The organism is Kitasatospora sp. NPDC057518 (genome assembly GCF_042802075.1).
GTDB lineage: Bacteria > Actinomycetota > Actinomycetes > Streptomycetales > Streptomycetaceae > Kitasatospora.
The window spans coordinates 1-17,037 of sequence record NZ_JBHVEU010000170.1 but is presented as its reverse complement, the minus strand read 5'-3'; the positions used below and the strand labels follow the sequence as shown (position 1 = coordinate 17,037).

Below are 17,037 nucleotides of genomic sequence, written 5' to 3'. Positions count from 1 at the left end.
CCCGGAAATTCAGCGACCGCCTCAGGCAGCCTCGACCGCCTCGGCGGTCAGCATGCCCGCGTTGATCTCGCGCAGCGCGATCGACAGCGGCTTCTCGTGCACGTGGGTGTCGACCAGCGGGCCGACGTACTCCAGCAGGCCCTCGCCGAGCTGGGAGTAGTAAGCGTTGATCTGGCGCGCGCGCTTGGCGGCGTAGATCACGAGGCTGTACTTGGAGTCGGTGGCCTCGAGCAGCTCGTCGATCGGCGGGTTGATGATGCCCTCGGGCGCGGTCATGGAAGAGGACACGCTAAAACCTTCCGAAAGGGTGGAAAAGACAGACAGGTCAGGCTACACCGAGCAAGGCTAGCAGTTCGGCCGCTACCTGCTCGACCGAGGTGTTGACAAGGGTCGTGTCGAACTCGGGCTCGGCCGCGAGCTCGATCTTGGCCGCCGCCAACCGCTTCTCGATCACGTCCTGCGACTCGGTGCCCCGGCCGGTCAGCCGGCGGACCAGCTCGTCCCAGCTCGGCGGGGCCAGGAAGACCAGCTGCGCCTCGGGCATCGACTCGCGCACCTGCCGGGCGCCCTGGAGGTCGATCTCCAGCAGCACCGGCTCGCCGCGCTCCAGCTTCTCCTGCACGGCCGCACGCGGGGTCCCGTAACGGTTCCCGGCGAACTCGGCCCACTCCAGCAGCTCGCCGTTGGCGACCAGCTTGTCGAACTCGTCGTTGTCGACGAAGTGGTACTGGACCCCGTTCTTCTCGCCGGGCCTCGGGTGCCGGGTCGTCGCCGACACCGAGAGCCAGACCTCGGGGTGCATCTTCCTCATATGAGCGACGACCGTGCTCTTGCCGACCCCCGAAGGGCCGGAGAGCACGGTCAGCCGCGGACGCTCACTCATGCACCGATTATCCCGGATCGCGGGGGATCCTGGGACCACGGGGGCACGGTCAGGCGGCGCCACCGCCGAACTCCCGCTCCAGGGAAGCGATCTGGTTCGTACCGAGGCCGCGGACACGCCGGCTCTCACTGATGCCGAGGCGCTCCATGATCTGCTTGGCGCGGACCTTGCCGACGCCGGGAAGGGACTCGAGCAGAGCCGAGACCTTCATCTTGCCGATCACGTCGTTGTCGGCCTTGCCGGCCTTGATCACCTCGTGCAGGGAGGCGCCGGAGTGCTTGAGCCGGTTCTTGACCTCGGCGCGCTCCCGGCGAGCCTCGGCGGCCTTGGCGAGCGCGGCGGTGCGCTGTTCAGGGGTAAGGGGCGGAAGGGCCACGCCGTTCACCTCAGGGTGTGGATGGATGGATTGAGCTAGGACTGGTTTCGGTACCGAGGACACCGTCCGCAAGGGGAACCACAAGGCCCTGACCTGCGGGAGCCACGGAAATCGCGGCTCGCCGATGACCTATCGCCGGACACTACCCGGATTGCGGCGCCACGTCAGGAAAAGAACACGAAAAGTCCTGGTCAGCCAAGGCCGACCAGGACTTTCCAGGGCAAAATGACCGCGATTGCGAGACTTTGGCGGGGCCGATGTGACGGCGCTCACGTCAACTCGGCGGCCACCGCGCGGTCCTGCGGACACTCCGCAGGGTCACCACCCCGCTACCTGAAGGACGGGTTCCGCTACCAGGACCCGTCTTGCCGATCACTCCCGATCCGGGCTGACCGGCAGGACGGGCCCTACACCGCGTCCGCGAACTCCCCGACGAAGCGCTCCGCCGCCTCGCGCAGCGCCGGCACCGAGGGGCCGTGCTTGAGCACGTCGCGGCTGACGCTCGGCACCACGTTCATCACCGAGGCGCCGAAGACCCGCGGCAGGTCCGCCATGGTCGCGCCCTGGGCGCCGATCCCGGGGGCCAGCAGCGGGCCGTTGATGGCCAGGTCCACGCCCGCGTCGGCCAGCGTCGCGCCGACCACCGCGCCGAAGGAGCCGAGCGGCGCGGCGCCCGCGTTCTCGGCCGCCAGCTGCCGCAGCACCGAGGCCGCGACCGGCTCGCCGTCCGCGCCCACCGCGCGCTGCACCTCGGCGCCCTCGGGGTTGGAGGTGAGCGCCAGCGCGAACACGCCGCAGCCCTGCTCCCGGGCCAGGTCCAGGGCCGGGCGCAGCGAGCCGAAGCCCAGGTACGGGCTGACCGTCACCGCGTCCGAGAACAGCGGGCTGCCCGGCGACAGGAAGGCCTCGGCGTACGCGGCCATGGTGGAGCCGATGTCGCCGCGCTTGGCGTCCATCAGGACCAGCGCGCCGGCCGCCCGGGCCTCCTCGACGGTGCGCTCCAGCACCGCGACGCCCTTGCTACCGAAGCGCTCGAAGAAGGCGGCCTGCGGCTTCAGCACGGCCACCCGGTCGGCCAGCGCCTCGACCACGGTGCGGCTGAAGGACTCCAGCCCGGCGAGGTCGTCGCCGAGCCCCCAGGCGGCGAGCAGGGAGGCGTGCGGGTCGATGCCGACGCAGAGCTGGCCGCGGGTGTCGAGGGCCTGGCGCAGCCGGGCGCCGAACGGGGCGAGGGTCATGTCGTCCTTTCCAGGACCGGTGGGTCCAGTACCGATGGGGGTGTTCACGAGCCGCGGACGGCGCTGCCGACGGCGTCGGCCAGGCTGCGGAAGCCGCCCGCGCGGACCTTGGCGGACAGGCCCTTGTGGATCCGCCGGCACCAGAACGGGCCCTCGTAGATGAAGGCGCTGTAGCCCTGGACCAGGTCGGCGCCGTGGACGATCCGCTGCCAGGCGTCCTCGGCGGTCTCGATGCCGCCGACCGAGACGAGGGTCAGCCGGCCCCCGGTGCGGGCGCGCAGCCGCTGGAGGACCTCCAGGGCGCGGGCCTTGAGCGGGGCGCCGGACAGGCCGCCCATGCCGATCTCCTCGACCCGCGCGGCGTCGGCGCGCAGGCCCTCGCGGCCGATCGTGGTGTTGGTGGCGATGATGCCGTCCAGGCCCAGCTCCAGGGCGAGGTCGGCGACCGCGTCGACGTCCTCGTCGGCCAGGTCGGGGGCGATCTTGACCAGTAGCGGCACGTGGTGCGCGGTGGTGCGGTCGGCGGCCTCGCGGACGGCGGAGAGCAGCGGCCGCAGGTGGTCCACGGCCTGGAGGTTGCGCAGCCCGGGGGTGTTCGGCGAACTGACGTTGACCACCAGGTAGTCGGCGTACTGGGCGAGCCGCTCGGTGGACTTCACGTAGTCGGCGACGGCGTCGGCCTCCTCGACCACCTTGGTCTTGCCGATGTTGACGCCGAGCACCGGGGTGGAGCTGGTGTGCGGGCGGGCGGCCAGCCGGGCGGCGACCCGGGCCGAGCCCTGGTTGTTGAAGCCCATCCGGTTGATCAGCGCGCGGTCCTCGACCAGGCGGAACAGCCGGGGCGCCGGGTTGCCGGGCTGGGCCTCGCCGGTGACGGTGCCGATCTCGACGTAGTCGAAGCCGAGCATCGACAGGCCGTCGATGCCGACGCCGTTCTTGTCGAAGCCGGCCGCCAGGCCGAACGGGCCGGGCAGGTCGAGGCCGAGGGCGCGGGTGCGCAGGGCCCGGTCGCGCGGGGCGAGCACCAGCCGCACCAGGGTGCGCAGGCCGGGCACCGAGGAGGCGAGGCGGATCCAGAAGAAGGCGAGGTGGTGGGCCTTCTCGGGGTCCATCCTCTTGAAGAGCAGGTCGAACAGAAGCTTGTACAAGGGTGGTTCAACTCCCGGAGCGGATAACGGGCTTGCTCATGGAAGTGGGGGGCACCCGGCTGGCTCCGGTGCCCCCCACTGCGGTGGTGCTACTTGCGGCCGGCGTTGATCAGCTCGGCGTGCTCCTGGAGCGACATCACCCCGACCTCGTCGCGCAGCAGCGCGTCCATGCCCTGCACGGCCGCGCCCATCGCCTGGACGGTGGTCAGGCAGGGCACCGCGCGGGCCACGGCCGCGGTGCGGATCTCGTAGCCGTCGAGGCGGCCGCCGGTGCCGTACGGCGTGTTGATGATGAGGTCGACCTCACCGTCGTGGATCAGCTGGACGATGGTCCGCTCGCCGTTCGGGCCCTCGCCCTCGCTGTGCTTGCGCACCAGCGTGGACGGGATGCCGCCGCGGTGGAGCACCTCGGCGGTGCCGGCGGTGGCGAGCACCTCGAAGCCGAGGTTGACCAGCGCCCGGGCCGGGAAGACCAGGTTGCGCTTGTCCCGGTTGGCCACCGAGACGAAGACCTTGCCCTTGGTCGGCAGCGCGCCGTACGCGCCGGACTGTGCCTTCGCGTAGGCGGTGCCGAACACCTTGTCGATGCCCATGACCTCACCGGTCGAGCGCATCTCCGGGCCGAGCACGGTGTCCACGCCGCGGCCGTGGATGTCGCGGAAGCGGCTCCACGGCATCACGGCCTCCTTGACCGCGATCGGCGCGTCGGCGGGCAGCGTGCCGCCGTCGCCCTCGGCCGGGAGCAGGCCCTCGGCGCGCAGCTCGGCGATGGTGGCGCCGAGCGAGATCCGGGCGGCGGCCTTGGCCAGCGGCACGGCGGTCGCCTTGGAGGTGAACGGGACGGTCCGGGAGGCGCGCGGGTTGGCCTCCAGCACGTAGAGGATGTCCCCGGCCATGGCGAACTGGATGTTGATCAGGCCGCGGACGCCGACACCGCGCGCGATGGCCTCGGTGGAGGTGCGCAGGCGCTTGATGTCGTAGCCGCCGAGGGTGATCGGGGGCAGCGCGCAGGCGGAGTCGCCGGAGTGGATGCCGGCCTCCTCGATGTGCTCCATGACGCCGCCGAGGTAGAGCTCGGTGCCGTCGTAGAGGGCGTCGACGTCGATCTCCACCGCGTCGTCGAGGAAGCGGTCGATGAGCACCGGGTGCTCGGAGATCAGGCCCGCGTGGCGCTCCAGGTAGGAGGCGAGCGAGGCCTCGTCGTAGACGATCTCCATGCCGCGGCCGCCGAGCACGTAGGACGGGCGGGCGAGCACGGGGTAGCCGATCTCGTCGGCGATCGCCTTGGCCTCCTCGAAGGAGAAGGCGGTGCCGTGCTTGGGGGCCGGCAGGCCGGCGTCGCGCAGGACGCGGCCGAAGGCGCCGCGCTCCTCGGCGAGGTCGATCGCCTCGGGCTGGGTGCCGGCGATCGGCACGCCGTTGTCCTTGAGCGCCTGGGCCAGGCCGAGCGGGGTCTGGCCGCCGAGCTGGACGATCACGCCGGCGAGCGGGCCGGCCTGCTGCTCGGCGTGGACGATCTCCAGCACGTCCTCCAGGGTGAGCGGCTCGAAGTAGAGCCGGTCGGAGGTGTCGTAGTCGGTGGAGACGGTCTCCGGGTTGCAGTTGACCATGACGGTCTCGTACCCGGCGTCGGCGAGCGCGAAGGAAGCGTGCACGCAGGAGTAGTCGAACTCGATGCCCTGGCCGATGCGGTTCGGGCCGGAGCCCAGGATGATCACGGCGGGCTTGGTGCGCGGGGCGACCTCGTTCTCCTCGTCGTAGGACGAGTAGAAGTACGGGGTCTTGGCGGCGAACTCGGCGGCGCAGGTGTCGACGGTCTTGAACACCGGGCGGATGCCGAGGGCGTGGCGCACCTCGCGGACGACGTCCGGCTTCAGGCCGCGGATCTCGCCGATCTGCTGGTCGGAGAAGCCGTGCCGCTTGGCGTGGCGCAGCAGCTCGGGGGTGAGCTCCTCGGCCTCGGCCAGCTCGCCGGCGATCTCGTCCAGCAGGAAGAGCTGGTCGACGAACCACGGGTCGATCTTCGTGTACTCGAAGACCTCCTCCGGGGTGGCGCCGGCCCGGATGGCGTCCATCACGGTGTTGATCCGGCCGTCGGTCGGCACGGTGGCCTTGACCAGCAGCTCGGTCTTCTCCCCGAGCGGGCCGGTCCAGTTGAACTGGGAGCCCTTCTTCTCCAGCGAGCGCAGCGCCTTCTGCAGGGCCTCGGGGAAGTTGCGGCCCATGGCCATCGCCTCGCCGACCGACTTCATGGTGGTGGTCAGCGTGGCGTCGGCGCTCGGGAACTTCTCGAACGCGAACCGCGGCACCTTGACGACGACGTAGTCGAGGGTCGGCTCGAAGGAGGCCGGGGTCTGCTCGGTGATGTCGTTGGGGATCTCGTCCAGGGTGTAGCCGACGGCCAGCTTGGCGGCGATCTTGGCGATCGGGAAGCCGGTGGCCTTGGAGGCGAGCGCCGAGGAGCGGGAGACGCGCGGGTTCATCTCGATGACGATGACCCGGCCGTCCTCGGGGTTGACGGCGAACTGGATGTTGCAGCCGCCGGTGTCCACGCCGACCTCGCGGATGACGGCGATGCCGATGTCGCGCAGGATCTGGTACTCGCGGTCGGTGAGCGTCATCGCCGGGGCGACGGTGATCGAGTCACCGGTGTGGACGCCCATCGGGTCGAAGTTCTCGATGGAGCAGACGACCACGACGTTGTCGTTCTTGTCGCGCATCAGCTCCAGCTCGTACTCCTTCCAGCCGAGGATGGACTCCTCCAGGAGCACCTCGGTGGTCGGCGAGAGGGTCAGGCCCTGGCCGGCGATGCGGCGCAGGTCCTCCTCGTTGTGGGCGAAGCCGGAGCCGGCGCCGCCCATGGTGAAGGAGGGGCGGACGACGACCGGGTAGCCGCCGAGCGTGTCGACGCCGGCCAGCACCTCGTCCATGGTGTGGCAGATGACCGAGCGGGCGGACTCGCCGTGGCCGATCTTGGCGTTGACGGCCTCGACGACGCCCTTGAAGAGCTCGCGGTCCTCGCCCTTGTTGATCGCCTCGACGTCGGCGCCGATCAGCTCGACGCCGTACTTCTCCAGCGTGCCCGCCGCGTGCAGCGAGATCGCGGTGTTGAGCGCGGTCTGGCCGCCCAGGGTCGGCAGCAGCGCGTCGGGGCGCTCCTTGGCGATGATCTTCTCGACGAACTCCGGGGTGATCGGCTCGACGTAGGTGGCGTCGGCGATCTCCGGGTCGGTCATGATCGTGGCCGGGTTGGAGTTGACCAGCACGACCCGCAGGCCCTCGGCCTTGAGGACCCGGCAGGCCTGCGTACCCGAGTAGTCGAACTCGGCGGCCTGGCCGATCACGATCGGACCGGAGCCGATCACCAGGACGGACTTGATGTCAGAGCGCTTAGGCACGCTGGCCCTCCATGAGCTTCACGAAGCGGTCGAACAGGTAGGCGGCGTCGTGCGGACCGGCGGCCGCTTCGGGGTGGTACTGCACGCTGAAGGCGGGGACGTCGAGTGCCTGGAGGCCCTCGACCACGTCGTCGTTGAGGCAGACGTGGGAGACCTCGACCCGCCCGTAGGGGGTGTCGCTCACCTTGTCCAGCGGGGCGTTCACGGCGAAGCCGTGGTTGTGGGCGGTCACCTCGACCGTGCCGGTGGTGCGGTCCTGCACCGGCTGGTTGATGCCGCGGTGGCCGTACTTGAGCTTGTAGGTGCCGAAGCCCAGGGCGCGGCCGAGGATCTGGTTGCCGAAGCAGATCCCGAAGAACGGGGTCTTGCGCTCCAGCACGCCCTGCGCCACGGCGACCTGGTGGTCGGCGGTGGCCGGGTCGCCCGGGCCGTTGGAGAAGAACACGCCGTCCGGGTTGACGGCGTAGAGGTCCTCCAGGGTGGAGTTCGCCGGCAGCACGTGCACCTCGATGCCGCGCTCGGCCATCCGCTGCGGGGTCATCGCCTTGATGCCGAGGTCCAGCGCGGCGACGGTGAACTTCTTCTCACCGATCGCGGGCACCACGTACGCCTCGGTGGTGGCGACCTCGGCGCACAGGTCGGCGCCCTTCATCTCGGGCGACTGCTGCACCCGGGCCAGCAGGGCGGCCTGGTCGGCCAGCGCCTCGCCGGAGAAGATGCCGCAGCGCATCGCGCCGCGCTCGCGCAGGTGGCGGGTCAGCGCGCGGGTGTCGATGCCGCTGATGCCGACGACACCCTGGTCGACCAGTTCCTCGTCGAGCGAGCGGCGGGAGCGCCAGTTGGAGGCGACCCGGGCGGGGTCGCGCACCACGTAGCCGGCGACCCAGATCTGCTTGGACTCGTCGTCCTCGTCGTTCCAGCCGGTGTTGCCGATCTGCGGGGCGGTCATCACGACCACCTGGCGGTGGTACGACGGGTCGGTGAGGGTCTCCTGGTAGCCGGACATGCCGGTGTTGAAGACCGCCTCGCCGAAGGTCTCGCCGATGGCGCCGTAGGCCTGTCCGCGGAACGTCCGGCCGTCCTCCAGGACGAGCACGGCAGGCACTCGTTCCCGCCGTTGGCGCTGCGTGGTGGGGGCAGGTGCGGTCATTGCGCGGCCTCTTCCGTCTTCGTCTTCGTACGTGTTGCGAGTTGGGCGACCGCCTCGACCCAGGCGGCGTGCTCATCGGGGTGGTCGGCCCGGAAACCGGAGTCCAGCTCGGCGCCCTCGTGCGTCCAGGTGACGACGAGCAGCCCGGAGGGGACGACCTTGCCGGCGATCCCGGAGTCCGTACGGGCACCGGTCAGGTGCTCGGCCGGGATCCAGAAGTCGACGTCGCCCGGGCGCTGCACCAGCAGGCCGTCCTCGCCGAGGGTGAGGTCGGCGCGGCTGCGGGTGCCCAGGCCGTGGGCGACGACCCGGTCCAGCCAGTTCCCGGCGGTGGTCGTGCCGTGGTACCGGCCGCTGGTCTCCAGGATGGTGCGCCCGGCGCGGGCCGGCACGGCCGGCAGCGGCGGGATCCCGGACTGCAGGGTGCGCCGCCAGTTCCAGCCCTGGCGCATCAGCCAGTAGACGAGGCCGATCACGATCAGCAGGCCGATGGACCAGCCGATGTACCCGGGCCAGTCGGTGACCTTCGCCTGCTCCTGGGCGAGCGTGGCGCGGTCCATCACGCCTCGCCCCGCTCGGCGAGCTCGCCGGCCAGCACGGTGGCGCGCCCGCGCAGGAAGGTGGCGTGCACCCGTCCGGGCAGGTCCAGGCCCTTGTAGGGGGTGTTGCGGCTGCGGGTGGCGAAGCTGTCCGGGTTCACGGCACCACGGTACGCGGGATCGAACAGCACCAGGTTGGCGGGCTCACCCACCGAGATCGGCCGGCCGTGGCCGGTGAGACGGCCGATCCGGGCCGGGCGGTGCGACATCCGGTCCGCGACGCCCTCCCAGTTCAGCAGGCCGGTGTCGACCATGGTCTGCTGCACGACCGACAGGGCGGTCTCCAGGCCGACCATGCCCATCGCGGCCACGGCCCACTCGCAGTCCTTGTCCTCGGCCGGGTGCGGCGCGTGGTCGGTGGCGACGGCGTCGATGGTGCCGTCGGCCAGCGCCTCGCGCAGCGCCCGGACGTCCTCGGCGGTGCGCAGCGGCGGGTTCACCTTGTACACCGGGTCGTAGGTGCGGACCAGCTCGTCGGTGAGCAGCAGGTGGTGCGGGGTCACCTCGGCGGTGACGTCCCAGCCCTTGGACTTGGCCCAGCGGACGATCTCGACCGAGCCGGCCGTGGAGAGGTGGCAGACGTGCAGCCGGGAGCCGACGTGCGCGGCGAGCAGCACGTCGCGGGCGATGATCGACTCCTCGGCGACGGCCGGCCAGCCGCCGAGCCCGAGCTCGCCGGAGACCTGGCCCTCGTTCATCTGGGCGCCCTCGGTGAGCCGCGGCTCCTGGGCGTGCTGGGCGACGACGCCGTCGAAGGCCTTGACGTACTCCAGGGCGCGGCGCATCAGCACCGCGTCGTCCACGCACTTGCCGTCGTCGGAGAAGACCCGGACGTCGGCGGCGGACTCGTGCATCGCGCCGAGCTCGGCGAGCTGCTTGCCCTCCAGGCCGACGGTGACGGCGCCGACCGGCTGCACGTCGCAGTAGCCGGCCTCCTGGCCGAGCCGCCAGACCTGCTCGACCACGCCGGCGGTGTCGGCCACCGGGGTGGTGTTGGCCATCGCGTGCACGGCGGTGAAGCCGCCCATCGCGGCGGCCCGGGTGCCGGTGAGCACGGTCTCGGCGTCCTCGCGGCCGGGCTCGCGCAGGTGGGTGTGCAGGTCGACCAGGCCGGGCAGGGCGATCAGCCCGGTGGCGTCGATCTCGATGTCCGCCTCGACCGTCAGGCCGGTGCCGATCGCCTGGACGACGCCGTCGGCGAGGTGGAGGTCCTGCGGGGCGCCGCCCAGGATCTTGGCGTTGCGGATCAGGTAGCTGGTCACTGGGCGGTCTCCACGGAGTCGGTACGGGGGGTGTCGGTGGGCGCGTCGGCGAAGACGGCGCCGCCGAGCAGCAGGTAGAGGACGGCCATCCGGACGGAGACGCCGTTGGCGACCTGCTCGATCGCGGTGCAGCGCGGCGAGTCGGCGACCTCGGCGGTGATCTCCATGCCGCGGACCATCGGACCGGGGTGCATCACGATCGCGTGGTCCGGCAGCTGGGCCATCCGGCGGCCGTTCATGCCGTAGCGGCGGCTGTACTCGCGCTCGGTCGGGAAGAACGCGGCGTTCATCCGCTCGCGCTGCACCCGCAGCATCATCAGCGAGTCCGTCTTGGGCAGCACGCTGTCCAGGTCGTAGCTGACCTCGCAGGGCCAGTTCTCGATCCCGATCGGCAGCAGGGTCGGCGGGGCGACGAAGGTCACCTGCGCGCCGAGGGTGTTCAGCAGGTGGACGTTGGAGCGGGCGACCCGGCTGTGCAGGACGTCGCCGACGATGGTCACCCGGCGGCCCGCGAGGTCCTGGCCGGCGCCCGGGTTGAGGTGGCGGCGCATGGTGAAGGCGTCGAGCAGCGCCTGGGTGGGGTGCTCGTGGGTGCCGTCACCGGCGTTGATCACACTGCCGTGCAGCCAGTCGGACTGGGCCAGCCGGGCCGGGGCGCCGGAGGCGTGGTGGCGGATGACCACCGCGTCGGCGCCCATCGCCTGGAGGGTCAGCGCGGTGTCCTTGAGGCTCTCGCCCTTGGAGACCGAGGAGCCCTTGGCGGAGAAGTTGATGACGTCGGCCGAGAGCCGCTTCTCGGCGACCTCGAAGGAGGTCTTCGTCCGGGTGGAGTCCTCGAAGAAGAGGTTGACGACGGTGCGGCCGCGCAGCGTGGGCAGCTTCTTGACGGCCCGGCCGGAGAGCTGGGCCAGCTCCTCGGCGGTGTCCAGGATCAGCAGCGCGTCGTCGCGGCTGAGATCGGCGGCGGAGACGAGGTGGCGCTTCACGCGGGCTACTCCGGGAGGTGCGGTTCGGAAGACTGGGGGGCCAGGGCCTGCGAGGAGCGCTGGGCGAAGTCGCGGTCGCCGACCAGGACGGCGTCCACGCCGTCGCGGTCGGCGAGGCGCACCTGCACGGCCTCGCGCAGCGAGGTGGGGAGGTTCTTGCCCACGTAGTCGGCGCGGATCGGCAGCTCGCGGTGGCCGCGGTCGACCAGGACGGCGAGCTGGACGGCGCGCGGGCGGCCGATGTCGCTCAGCGCGTCGAGCGCGGCGCGGATGGTGCGGCCGGAGAAGAGCACGTCGTCGACCAGGATGACGAGCTTGCCGTCGATGCCGCCGGGCGGGATCTCGGTGTGCTCCAGGGCCCGGGCGGGCTTCAGCCGCAGGTCGTCCCGGTACATGGTGATGTCCAGGGAGCCCAGCGGGATCTCGCGCCCGGTGATCTGGGCCAGCCGGTCGTGCAGGCGGCGGGCGAGGTGGACGCCCCTGGTGTGGATGCCGAGCAGCACGACGTCCTCCGCGCCCTTGGCGCGCTCGACGATCTCGTGCGCTATCCGGGTGACGACCCGGGCGATGTCCGTGCCGTCGAGCACCTGGTGCGGCGGCCGCGGCGTGGGTTCGTGGTGTGTGGTCATGCCGAAGCGGACCTCCTTCCCCGCCTCACTGGACGGGCCTTAAAGGATGTCTGGGATGGCCCCCGCCGACCGGGCGCGGGCTTCGGTCATCCTACCAGCGCGCCGGACGGCAAACAGACGTCCACCATTCCGCTTCCCCGGGTTAACACTCCGGACGCGCCGCCGATGCGGGCCATTCGCACGACTGCCCCATTCGGCTTGACGCAACTACCTTACTCTACGTAACCTCACAGTGAGTTACGAGACGGACGTCGGACCCACCGGTAACGGCGTCGGCAATCGCCCGTGACCCACCACTGAACGCGAAGCAATCTCGTCCGGGGAGATCAATGTCCAGCGACTACGCGAAGCAACTCGGAGGCAAGCTCCGAGCGATCCGCACTCAGCAGGGTCTCTCCCTGCACGGTGTCGAGGAGAAGTCCCAGGGGCGCTGGAAGGCAGTCGTCGTCGGTTCGTACGAGCGTGGTGACCGTGCGGTCACCGTGCAGCGACTGGCCGAACTGGCGGAGTTCTACGGCGTCCCGGTCCAGGAGCTGCTGCCCGGCGGTACGCCCGGCGGCGCGGCCGAGCCGCCGCCGCGCCTGGTCCTCGACCTGGAGAGACTGACCCAGGTCCCCTCCGAGAAGGCCGGCCCGCTGCAGCGCTACGCGGCGACCATCCAGAGCCAGCGCGGCGACTACAACGGCAAGGTGCTGTCGATCCGCCAGGACGACCTGCGCACCCTGGCCGTGATCTACGACCAGTCCCCGTCGATCCTCACCGAGCAGCTGATCTCCTGGGGCGTGCTGAACCCCGACGCGCGCCGTGCGGTGCGCGAGGAGGATGCGAGCTGAGGCTCACCGCACCGGCTCCCGCCAGCGGATCCAGGCACAACCCAGCACTCGCGCCACTAGTGCTGGCAAGCAGAAACGTCACGGCGCGGCTCCCCAGACCGGGGGCCGCGCCGCGGTGTAGCCACACCACCCCGGGGCGGCGGAGGCGTCAGCAGACCGTCCCCAGGCTGTAGCCGGGCTGTGCCGCCACGCCGTCCAGCCGGACCGGCCGGTCGGCCGGGGCCCACTCCTGCCCGCCGCTCGACCAGGCCCAGGAGGCCGGCAGGTACTCCCCGCAGGAGGCCGCCGAGCCCTGCGAGCCGTGCAGCACCGCGACGCCCGGCAGCTCCAGGGCCAGCCCGGTGCAGAGCACCGCGCAGACCAGCTCCAGGTCCTCGTCGTTGATCCGGACCACGCCGTCCTCCCACTGGAGCACCCGGGCCGCGGCGGTCAGCCCGCCGCCGGGCGCGTCCACCCGCAGGCGCAGCTCGTACACCCCGGCGCCCGCGCCGACCAGCATCCGCCGGAACACCTCGCCCCCGCGCTCGTAGGCGGCGCGCACCCAGGCGGCGTGCTCCTCGTCGGACGCGCCCGCGCCCCCGTACAGGCCCCCGTCGAGCAGCAGGTCGGCGTGGCAGAGCGTCAGCCCGTTCTCCCGGGCGCGCACCAGGCGCGGCACGAAGTCCCCGGCCAGCTCCTCGCCCTGATAGGCCAGCAGCTGGGTCTGCAGGGCCGGGTTGACCAGGTAGCGGTCGCGGGCCGCGGGCTCGGCCGGGTCCAGCCCGTTCAGCAGGCAGAACTCCTCGAAGTCCTGCGGGTGGAACGTCCGGGCCCGGACGGTGTCGAACCGCTCCAGCGCCTCGGCCAGCAGATCCGCGGTGTCGGCCAGGTAGCGCTCGTGGTCGGGGGCGTCGGAGATCCCCCAGGCGCGGGCCCGGGCGAAGTCCGCGGCGTTGGTGAGCACTCCGATGACGAACGCCTGCTCGGCGCCCTCGACCCGCCGTGGCCGGTGCGACCGCACCACGGGCCGCGAGCCGCCGGCGGTGCAGTCGGAGTTACGGCGGGCGCGCCCCAAATGACTCATCGGTGGCTCCTGGCTTCAGGGGAGGACGGTCGGCGGCAGGCGTGCCGCTGACCGTCTTCCTCCCCATCCGCGCGCGTCGCACACGTACGGCGTGTCACAGGAATGTAACCACCGGTAATGCGGGTCGCGCGGGCGTCAGGCGGAGCGGGGCGCGCGGGCCAGCTGGCGGGACTGCGCGACCAGGCGGCCGGACTCGTCCCAGACCTCCGCGTCCTCCTCGAAGTAGCCGCCGGCCAGGTTGCGGGTCGCGTGGGTGACCCGCAGCCAGCCGGGCACCGGCCTGGCGCGCAGGTGGACGGTCAGCTCGACGGTGGGGGCCCAGCCCGGCAGGCCGAGGTCGAAGGTGACCGGCGGAAGCGCGTCGGCGACCAGCAGGAGCAGCAGCGGGTCGGGCTCGCGGCCGTCGGCGAGCCGGAACCAGCCCTGGATCCGCCCGTTGCCGGAGGGCTGTCCGAGCGCCCAGCCGATGGTGGCCGGGTCCAGCCGCAGGTCGAACCGCTCCAGCAGGGCGGCCTGGGCGATCAGCTCCTTGGGCGCGTGCTCGACGCCGATGCACTGGTCCGGCGGCGGCAGCTGCGGCGGCAGCGCGCTGGTGCGCACCTCGCCGTCGGCGGTGGCGAGGTCGCCGTGGCTGGCCACCACGCGCAGCCGCTCGACGCCGTCCTGGCTGAGCGAGGCGGTGCCGGTGGACAGGCCGCGGCCGGTGCGCAGCACCTCGGTGCGGACGGTGGCCGGGCCGGGCGTGGAGGCGGACAGGTAGTAACCGCTGATCGACACCGGGTCCGGGTGGGTGCCGTGCTCCAGCGACAGCGCGTGTCCGGCCACCGCGAGCAGCAGTCCGCCGTTCACCCCGCCGCCGATCTGCCAGCCGGCGCCGAGCTCGGCCTCGTACCGGCCGGCCTCCTCGGGGTGCCTGGTCAGGGCGATGCCCTGGTCGAACTCGCTGCGGATCGCCGTGGTCATGTGGGGGGACCTGCCCTTCACGCGTGCTTCCGGACGTCAAGTTACTGACAAGTAGGCCCTCACCCTACGCCGCCCGGGTGAAACGCGGAACGGCCGCCGGACACCTGTTCGGGTCCGACGGCCGTTCACGGGATTCGACCACTCAGCGGCGGATGCTCGGCTTCAGCTCGAGGAAGCGGGCGAGCAGGCCGTTGACGAAGGCCGGGGAGTCGTCCGTGGAGAACTCCTTGGCGATCTCGACGGCCTCGTCCAGGACGACGGCGTCCGGGACGCCGTCCTCCCAGATCAGCTCGTACGCACCGAGCCGCAGGACGTTGCGGTCCACGATCGGCATCCGGTCGAGCGTCCAGCCCACGGCGTACTGCTCGATCAGGTCGTCGATGCGACGAGCGTGCTGGACGTACCCCTCGATGAGCTCCATGGTGTACTCACCGACCTGCGGGGTGCCCTCGTCGGGCTTGGGCTCGCGGGCGCGGGCCACCCAGTCGGCGAGGACCTGCTGCGGGTCTACCCCACGGTGGTCGGCCTCGAAGAGGATCTGGAAGGCCCGCGTGCGGGCCTTGCTGCGTGCGGCCGACACGGACTTACTTCACCCGGCCGAGGTAGCTGCCGTCGCGGGTGTCGACCTTGACCTTCTCACCGGTGGTGACGAAGAGCGGCACCTGGATCTCGGCGCCCGTCTCCAGGGTGGCCGGCTTGGTGCCACCGGTCGAGCGGTCGCCCTGGACGCCCGGCTCGGTCTCGGCGATGGTCAGCTCGACCGCGGCCGGGAGCTCGATGTAGAGGACCGAGCCCTCGTTCTGCGCGACGAGGGCCTCGAAGCCCTCCAGCAGGTACTTGGCGGCGTCGCCGACGACCGACGGCTCGATGGTCAGCTGGTCGTAGGTGTCCATGTCCATGAACACGAAGTTCTCGCCGTCCTTGTACGAGAACTGCATGCCGCGCTTGTCGACGTTGGCGGTCTCGACCTTGGTGCCCGCGTTGAAGGTCTTGTCGACGACCTTGCCGGTCAGGACCTCCTTGAGCTTGGTACGCACGAAGGCCGGGCCCTTGCCGGGCTTGACGTGCTGGAACTCGACGACGGACCAGAGCTTGCCGCCCTCCAGCTTGAGGACCATGCCGTTCTTGAGATCGTTCGTGGAAGCCACGGGCGCACTTACTCCTGTATAGCTGTCAAGGAACCAAGGGATTGCGTCCTGCCGCCCACGGCCCCCCGGGGGGTCGCGGTCACAGGGCGAGGAGCTCCTTGGTGGTGATGGTGAGCAGCTCGGGCCCGCCCTCCTCAAGGGGGCGCACGACGAGCGTGTCCTCGATCCGGACGCCGCCCCTGCCCGGGAGGTGAACCCCCGGACCGACGGTGACCGGCACGCGGCTGTCCAGTTTACCCATGTCCGCCGGACCGAGGCGCGGCGCCTCCCGGATCTCCAGCCCGATGCCGTGGCCCACCGGGTGCGGGGAGGGCTCGGTGTGGCCGGCCGCCTCCAGGACCTGCCGGGCGGCCCGGTCGGGTACGCACTGCTCCACGCCTGGTCCGAGCGCCTCCCGCCCGGCCCGCTGGGCCCGGAAGACCAGCCGGTGCAGCTCCACCTGCCAGGGCGCGGGGGCGGCGCCGATCACGAAGGTGCGGGCGGTGGAGACGCCGTAGCCGCGGTACTGGGCGCCCATCACCACGGTCAGGAAGTCGCCCTCCTCCACCCGGCGGTCGGTCGGCTGGTGGGCGGCCTGGCCGGAGTGGCTGCCGGTGCCGACCGAGACCGGGAAGGCCGCCCGGTCGGCGCCGTGGTCGATCATCCGGCGCTCCAGCTCCATCGCCAGGTGCCGCTCGGTGCGGCCGACCAGGATCGACTCCAGCAGCTCGCCCAGCGCCTGGTCGGCGATCTCGGCGGCGATCCGCAGGTCCGCGATCTCGTGCTCGTCCTTGACCACCCGCAGCCGCTCGACCGTCCGGCCGAGGTCCACCAGCCGGGTCCCCGCTATCAGGTCGCCCACCGCCCGGTGCCGGCTGACGGTCAGGTCGTGCTCCTCCACCGCCAGGCCCGACACCCCGGAGCGGGTGGCCGCGGCCGCGGCGGCCAGCGCGGTGTCCGAGCCGGCCGCCACCGGCAGCCGGGTGACGTCCGGGGCGATCAGGTGCTCCCCGGTGTCGTCCGGCGGCAGGTCGTCCGGCAGCGCCAGCAGCGCCCGCTCCCTGGTCAGCAACAGGCTCGCCCCGCAGGGCGCGCAGCCCGTCAGGTACCGCACGTTCGCCGCACGGGTGATCAGCGCCGCATCGGCCCCGGCCGCGCTGCAGTGCTCCCTCACCCGCTCCCGCCGCCCCGCGTACGCATCCGCCATGCGTCGAGCCTACGAACCCCCGGCCCGAAGCGCCCGCCGAGCACCCCCGCCGGAACCCCCGGTGCCCCTTGCGCGCCCCCCGCGCGACCGCGCCGTCGCCCTCCGGGCCGCGCCGGGGCCCCCGCCCCCACCGCCGCTCGGACGCGCGCCGCCGCCGAGGGGCCCACCTCCCCTC

At 71.8% G+C, this 17,037-nt stretch carries 17 protein-coding genes; 1 reads left to right on the top strand and 16 read right to left on the bottom strand.

What is annotated here, in order from left to right; translation table 11 throughout:
- Positions 1-21: 21 nt before the first annotated feature.
- The 11 genes from rpoZ to pyrR all read right to left on the bottom strand — a co-directional run bounded on the left by rpoZ (position 22) and on the right by pyrR (position 11,669).
- Positions 22-288 carry a DNA-directed RNA polymerase subunit omega gene (gene rpoZ, locus ACFU7Z_RS19110; protein WP_030056185.1) on the bottom strand — a complete coding sequence of 89 codons (267 nt, stop codon included), beginning with the start codon at positions 286-288 and terminating at the stop codon, positions 22-24.
- A 37-nt stretch (positions 289-325) separates the two neighbouring features.
- Positions 326-883: a guanylate kinase gene (gene gmk / locus ACFU7Z_RS19105; protein ID WP_049651364.1), complete on the bottom strand. Its 558-nt coding sequence runs from the start codon at positions 881-883 to the stop codon at positions 326-328.
- A 49-nt stretch (positions 884-932) separates the two neighbouring features.
- On the bottom strand, positions 933-1,259 hold the full coding sequence (gene mihF / locus ACFU7Z_RS19100; protein ID WP_030056187.1) for an integration host factor, actinobacterial type: 327 nt from the start codon (positions 1,257-1,259) through the stop codon (positions 933-935).
- 407 nt (positions 1,260-1,666) lie between these two features.
- Positions 1,667-2,497: an orotidine-5'-phosphate decarboxylase gene (pyrF, locus tag ACFU7Z_RS19095; RefSeq protein WP_380778388.1), complete on the bottom strand. Its 831-nt coding sequence runs from the start codon at positions 2,495-2,497 to the stop codon at positions 1,667-1,669.
- A gap of 44 nt (positions 2,498-2,541) precedes the next feature.
- Positions 2,542-3,645, bottom strand: coding sequence for a quinone-dependent dihydroorotate dehydrogenase (locus ACFU7Z_RS19090; protein ID WP_117487142.1), 1,104 nt, complete (start codon positions 3,643-3,645; stop codon positions 2,542-2,544).
- Between the two features lie 89 nt (positions 3,646-3,734).
- A complete protein-coding gene (gene carB / locus ACFU7Z_RS19085) occupies positions 3,735-7,043 on the bottom strand; it encodes a carbamoyl-phosphate synthase large subunit (protein WP_117487143.1) in 3,309 nt (1,102 codons plus the stop codon).
- Complete coding sequence (gene carA, locus ACFU7Z_RS19080; RefSeq protein ID WP_049651360.1) at positions 7,036-8,193, bottom strand: glutamine-hydrolyzing carbamoyl-phosphate synthase small subunit; 1,158 nt, start codon at positions 8,191-8,193, stop codon at positions 7,036-7,038. Before carA ends, carB begins: the two co-directional genes overlap by 8 nt.
- Positions 8,190-8,753 carry a hypothetical protein gene (locus tag ACFU7Z_RS19075; RefSeq protein WP_049651359.1) on the bottom strand — a complete coding sequence of 188 codons (564 nt, stop codon included), beginning with the start codon at positions 8,751-8,753 and terminating at the stop codon, positions 8,190-8,192. The genes carA and ACFU7Z_RS19075 overlap by 4 nt, the downstream gene beginning before the upstream one ends.
- On the bottom strand, positions 8,753-10,054 hold the full coding sequence (locus ACFU7Z_RS19070) for a dihydroorotase (protein WP_049651358.1): 1,302 nt from the start codon (positions 10,052-10,054) through the stop codon (positions 8,753-8,755). Before ACFU7Z_RS19070 ends, ACFU7Z_RS19075 begins: the two co-directional genes overlap by 1 nt.
- Entirely contained in the window at positions 10,051-11,040 is a 990-nt protein-coding gene (locus tag ACFU7Z_RS19065) for an aspartate carbamoyltransferase catalytic subunit (protein WP_049651357.1), read from the bottom strand. Before ACFU7Z_RS19065 ends, ACFU7Z_RS19070 begins: the two co-directional genes overlap by 4 nt.
- Before the next feature lie 5 nt (positions 11,041-11,045).
- The gene (gene pyrR / locus ACFU7Z_RS19060) at positions 11,046-11,669 is read right to left on the bottom strand and encodes a bifunctional pyr operon transcriptional regulator/uracil phosphoribosyltransferase PyrR (RefSeq protein WP_049651356.1); all 624 of its coding nucleotides are present in this window, start codon (positions 11,667-11,669) and stop codon (positions 11,046-11,048) included.
- A 329-nt stretch (positions 11,670-11,998) separates the two neighbouring features.
- On the opposite strand from pyrR, the gene ACFU7Z_RS19055 reads away from it, so the two are divergent.
- Positions 11,999-12,502 (top strand): transcriptional regulator, encoded by a 504-nt coding sequence (locus tag ACFU7Z_RS19055; protein ID WP_030056198.1) that lies wholly within the window; start codon positions 11,999-12,001, stop codon positions 12,500-12,502.
- 148 nt (positions 12,503-12,650) lie between these two features.
- Here the strand turns inward: ACFU7Z_RS19055 and ACFU7Z_RS19050 are convergent, their stop codons facing one another.
- From ACFU7Z_RS19050 to ACFU7Z_RS19030, 5 genes are all read right to left on the bottom strand, one after another.
- Entirely contained in the window at positions 12,651-13,565 is a 915-nt protein-coding gene (locus ACFU7Z_RS19050) for a hypothetical protein (protein WP_143204534.1), read from the bottom strand.
- 135 nt (positions 13,566-13,700) lie between these two features.
- Entirely contained in the window at positions 13,701-14,528 is an 828-nt protein-coding gene (locus ACFU7Z_RS19045) for a thioesterase family protein (RefSeq protein ID WP_049651354.1), read from the bottom strand.
- 142 nt (positions 14,529-14,670) lie between these two features.
- Entirely contained in the window at positions 14,671-15,108 is a 438-nt protein-coding gene (gene nusB / locus ACFU7Z_RS19040; RefSeq protein WP_049651353.1) for a transcription antitermination factor NusB, read from the bottom strand.
- 4 nt (positions 15,109-15,112) lie between these two features.
- Positions 15,113-15,676: an elongation factor P gene (efp, locus tag ACFU7Z_RS19035; protein WP_049651352.1), complete on the bottom strand. Its 564-nt coding sequence runs from the start codon at positions 15,674-15,676 to the stop codon at positions 15,113-15,115.
- A gap of 79 nt (positions 15,677-15,755) precedes the next feature.
- A complete protein-coding gene (locus tag ACFU7Z_RS19030; protein ID WP_117487146.1) occupies positions 15,756-16,862 on the bottom strand; it encodes a Xaa-Pro peptidase family protein in 1,107 nt (368 codons plus the stop codon).
- Positions 16,863-17,037 lie beyond the last annotated feature (175 nt).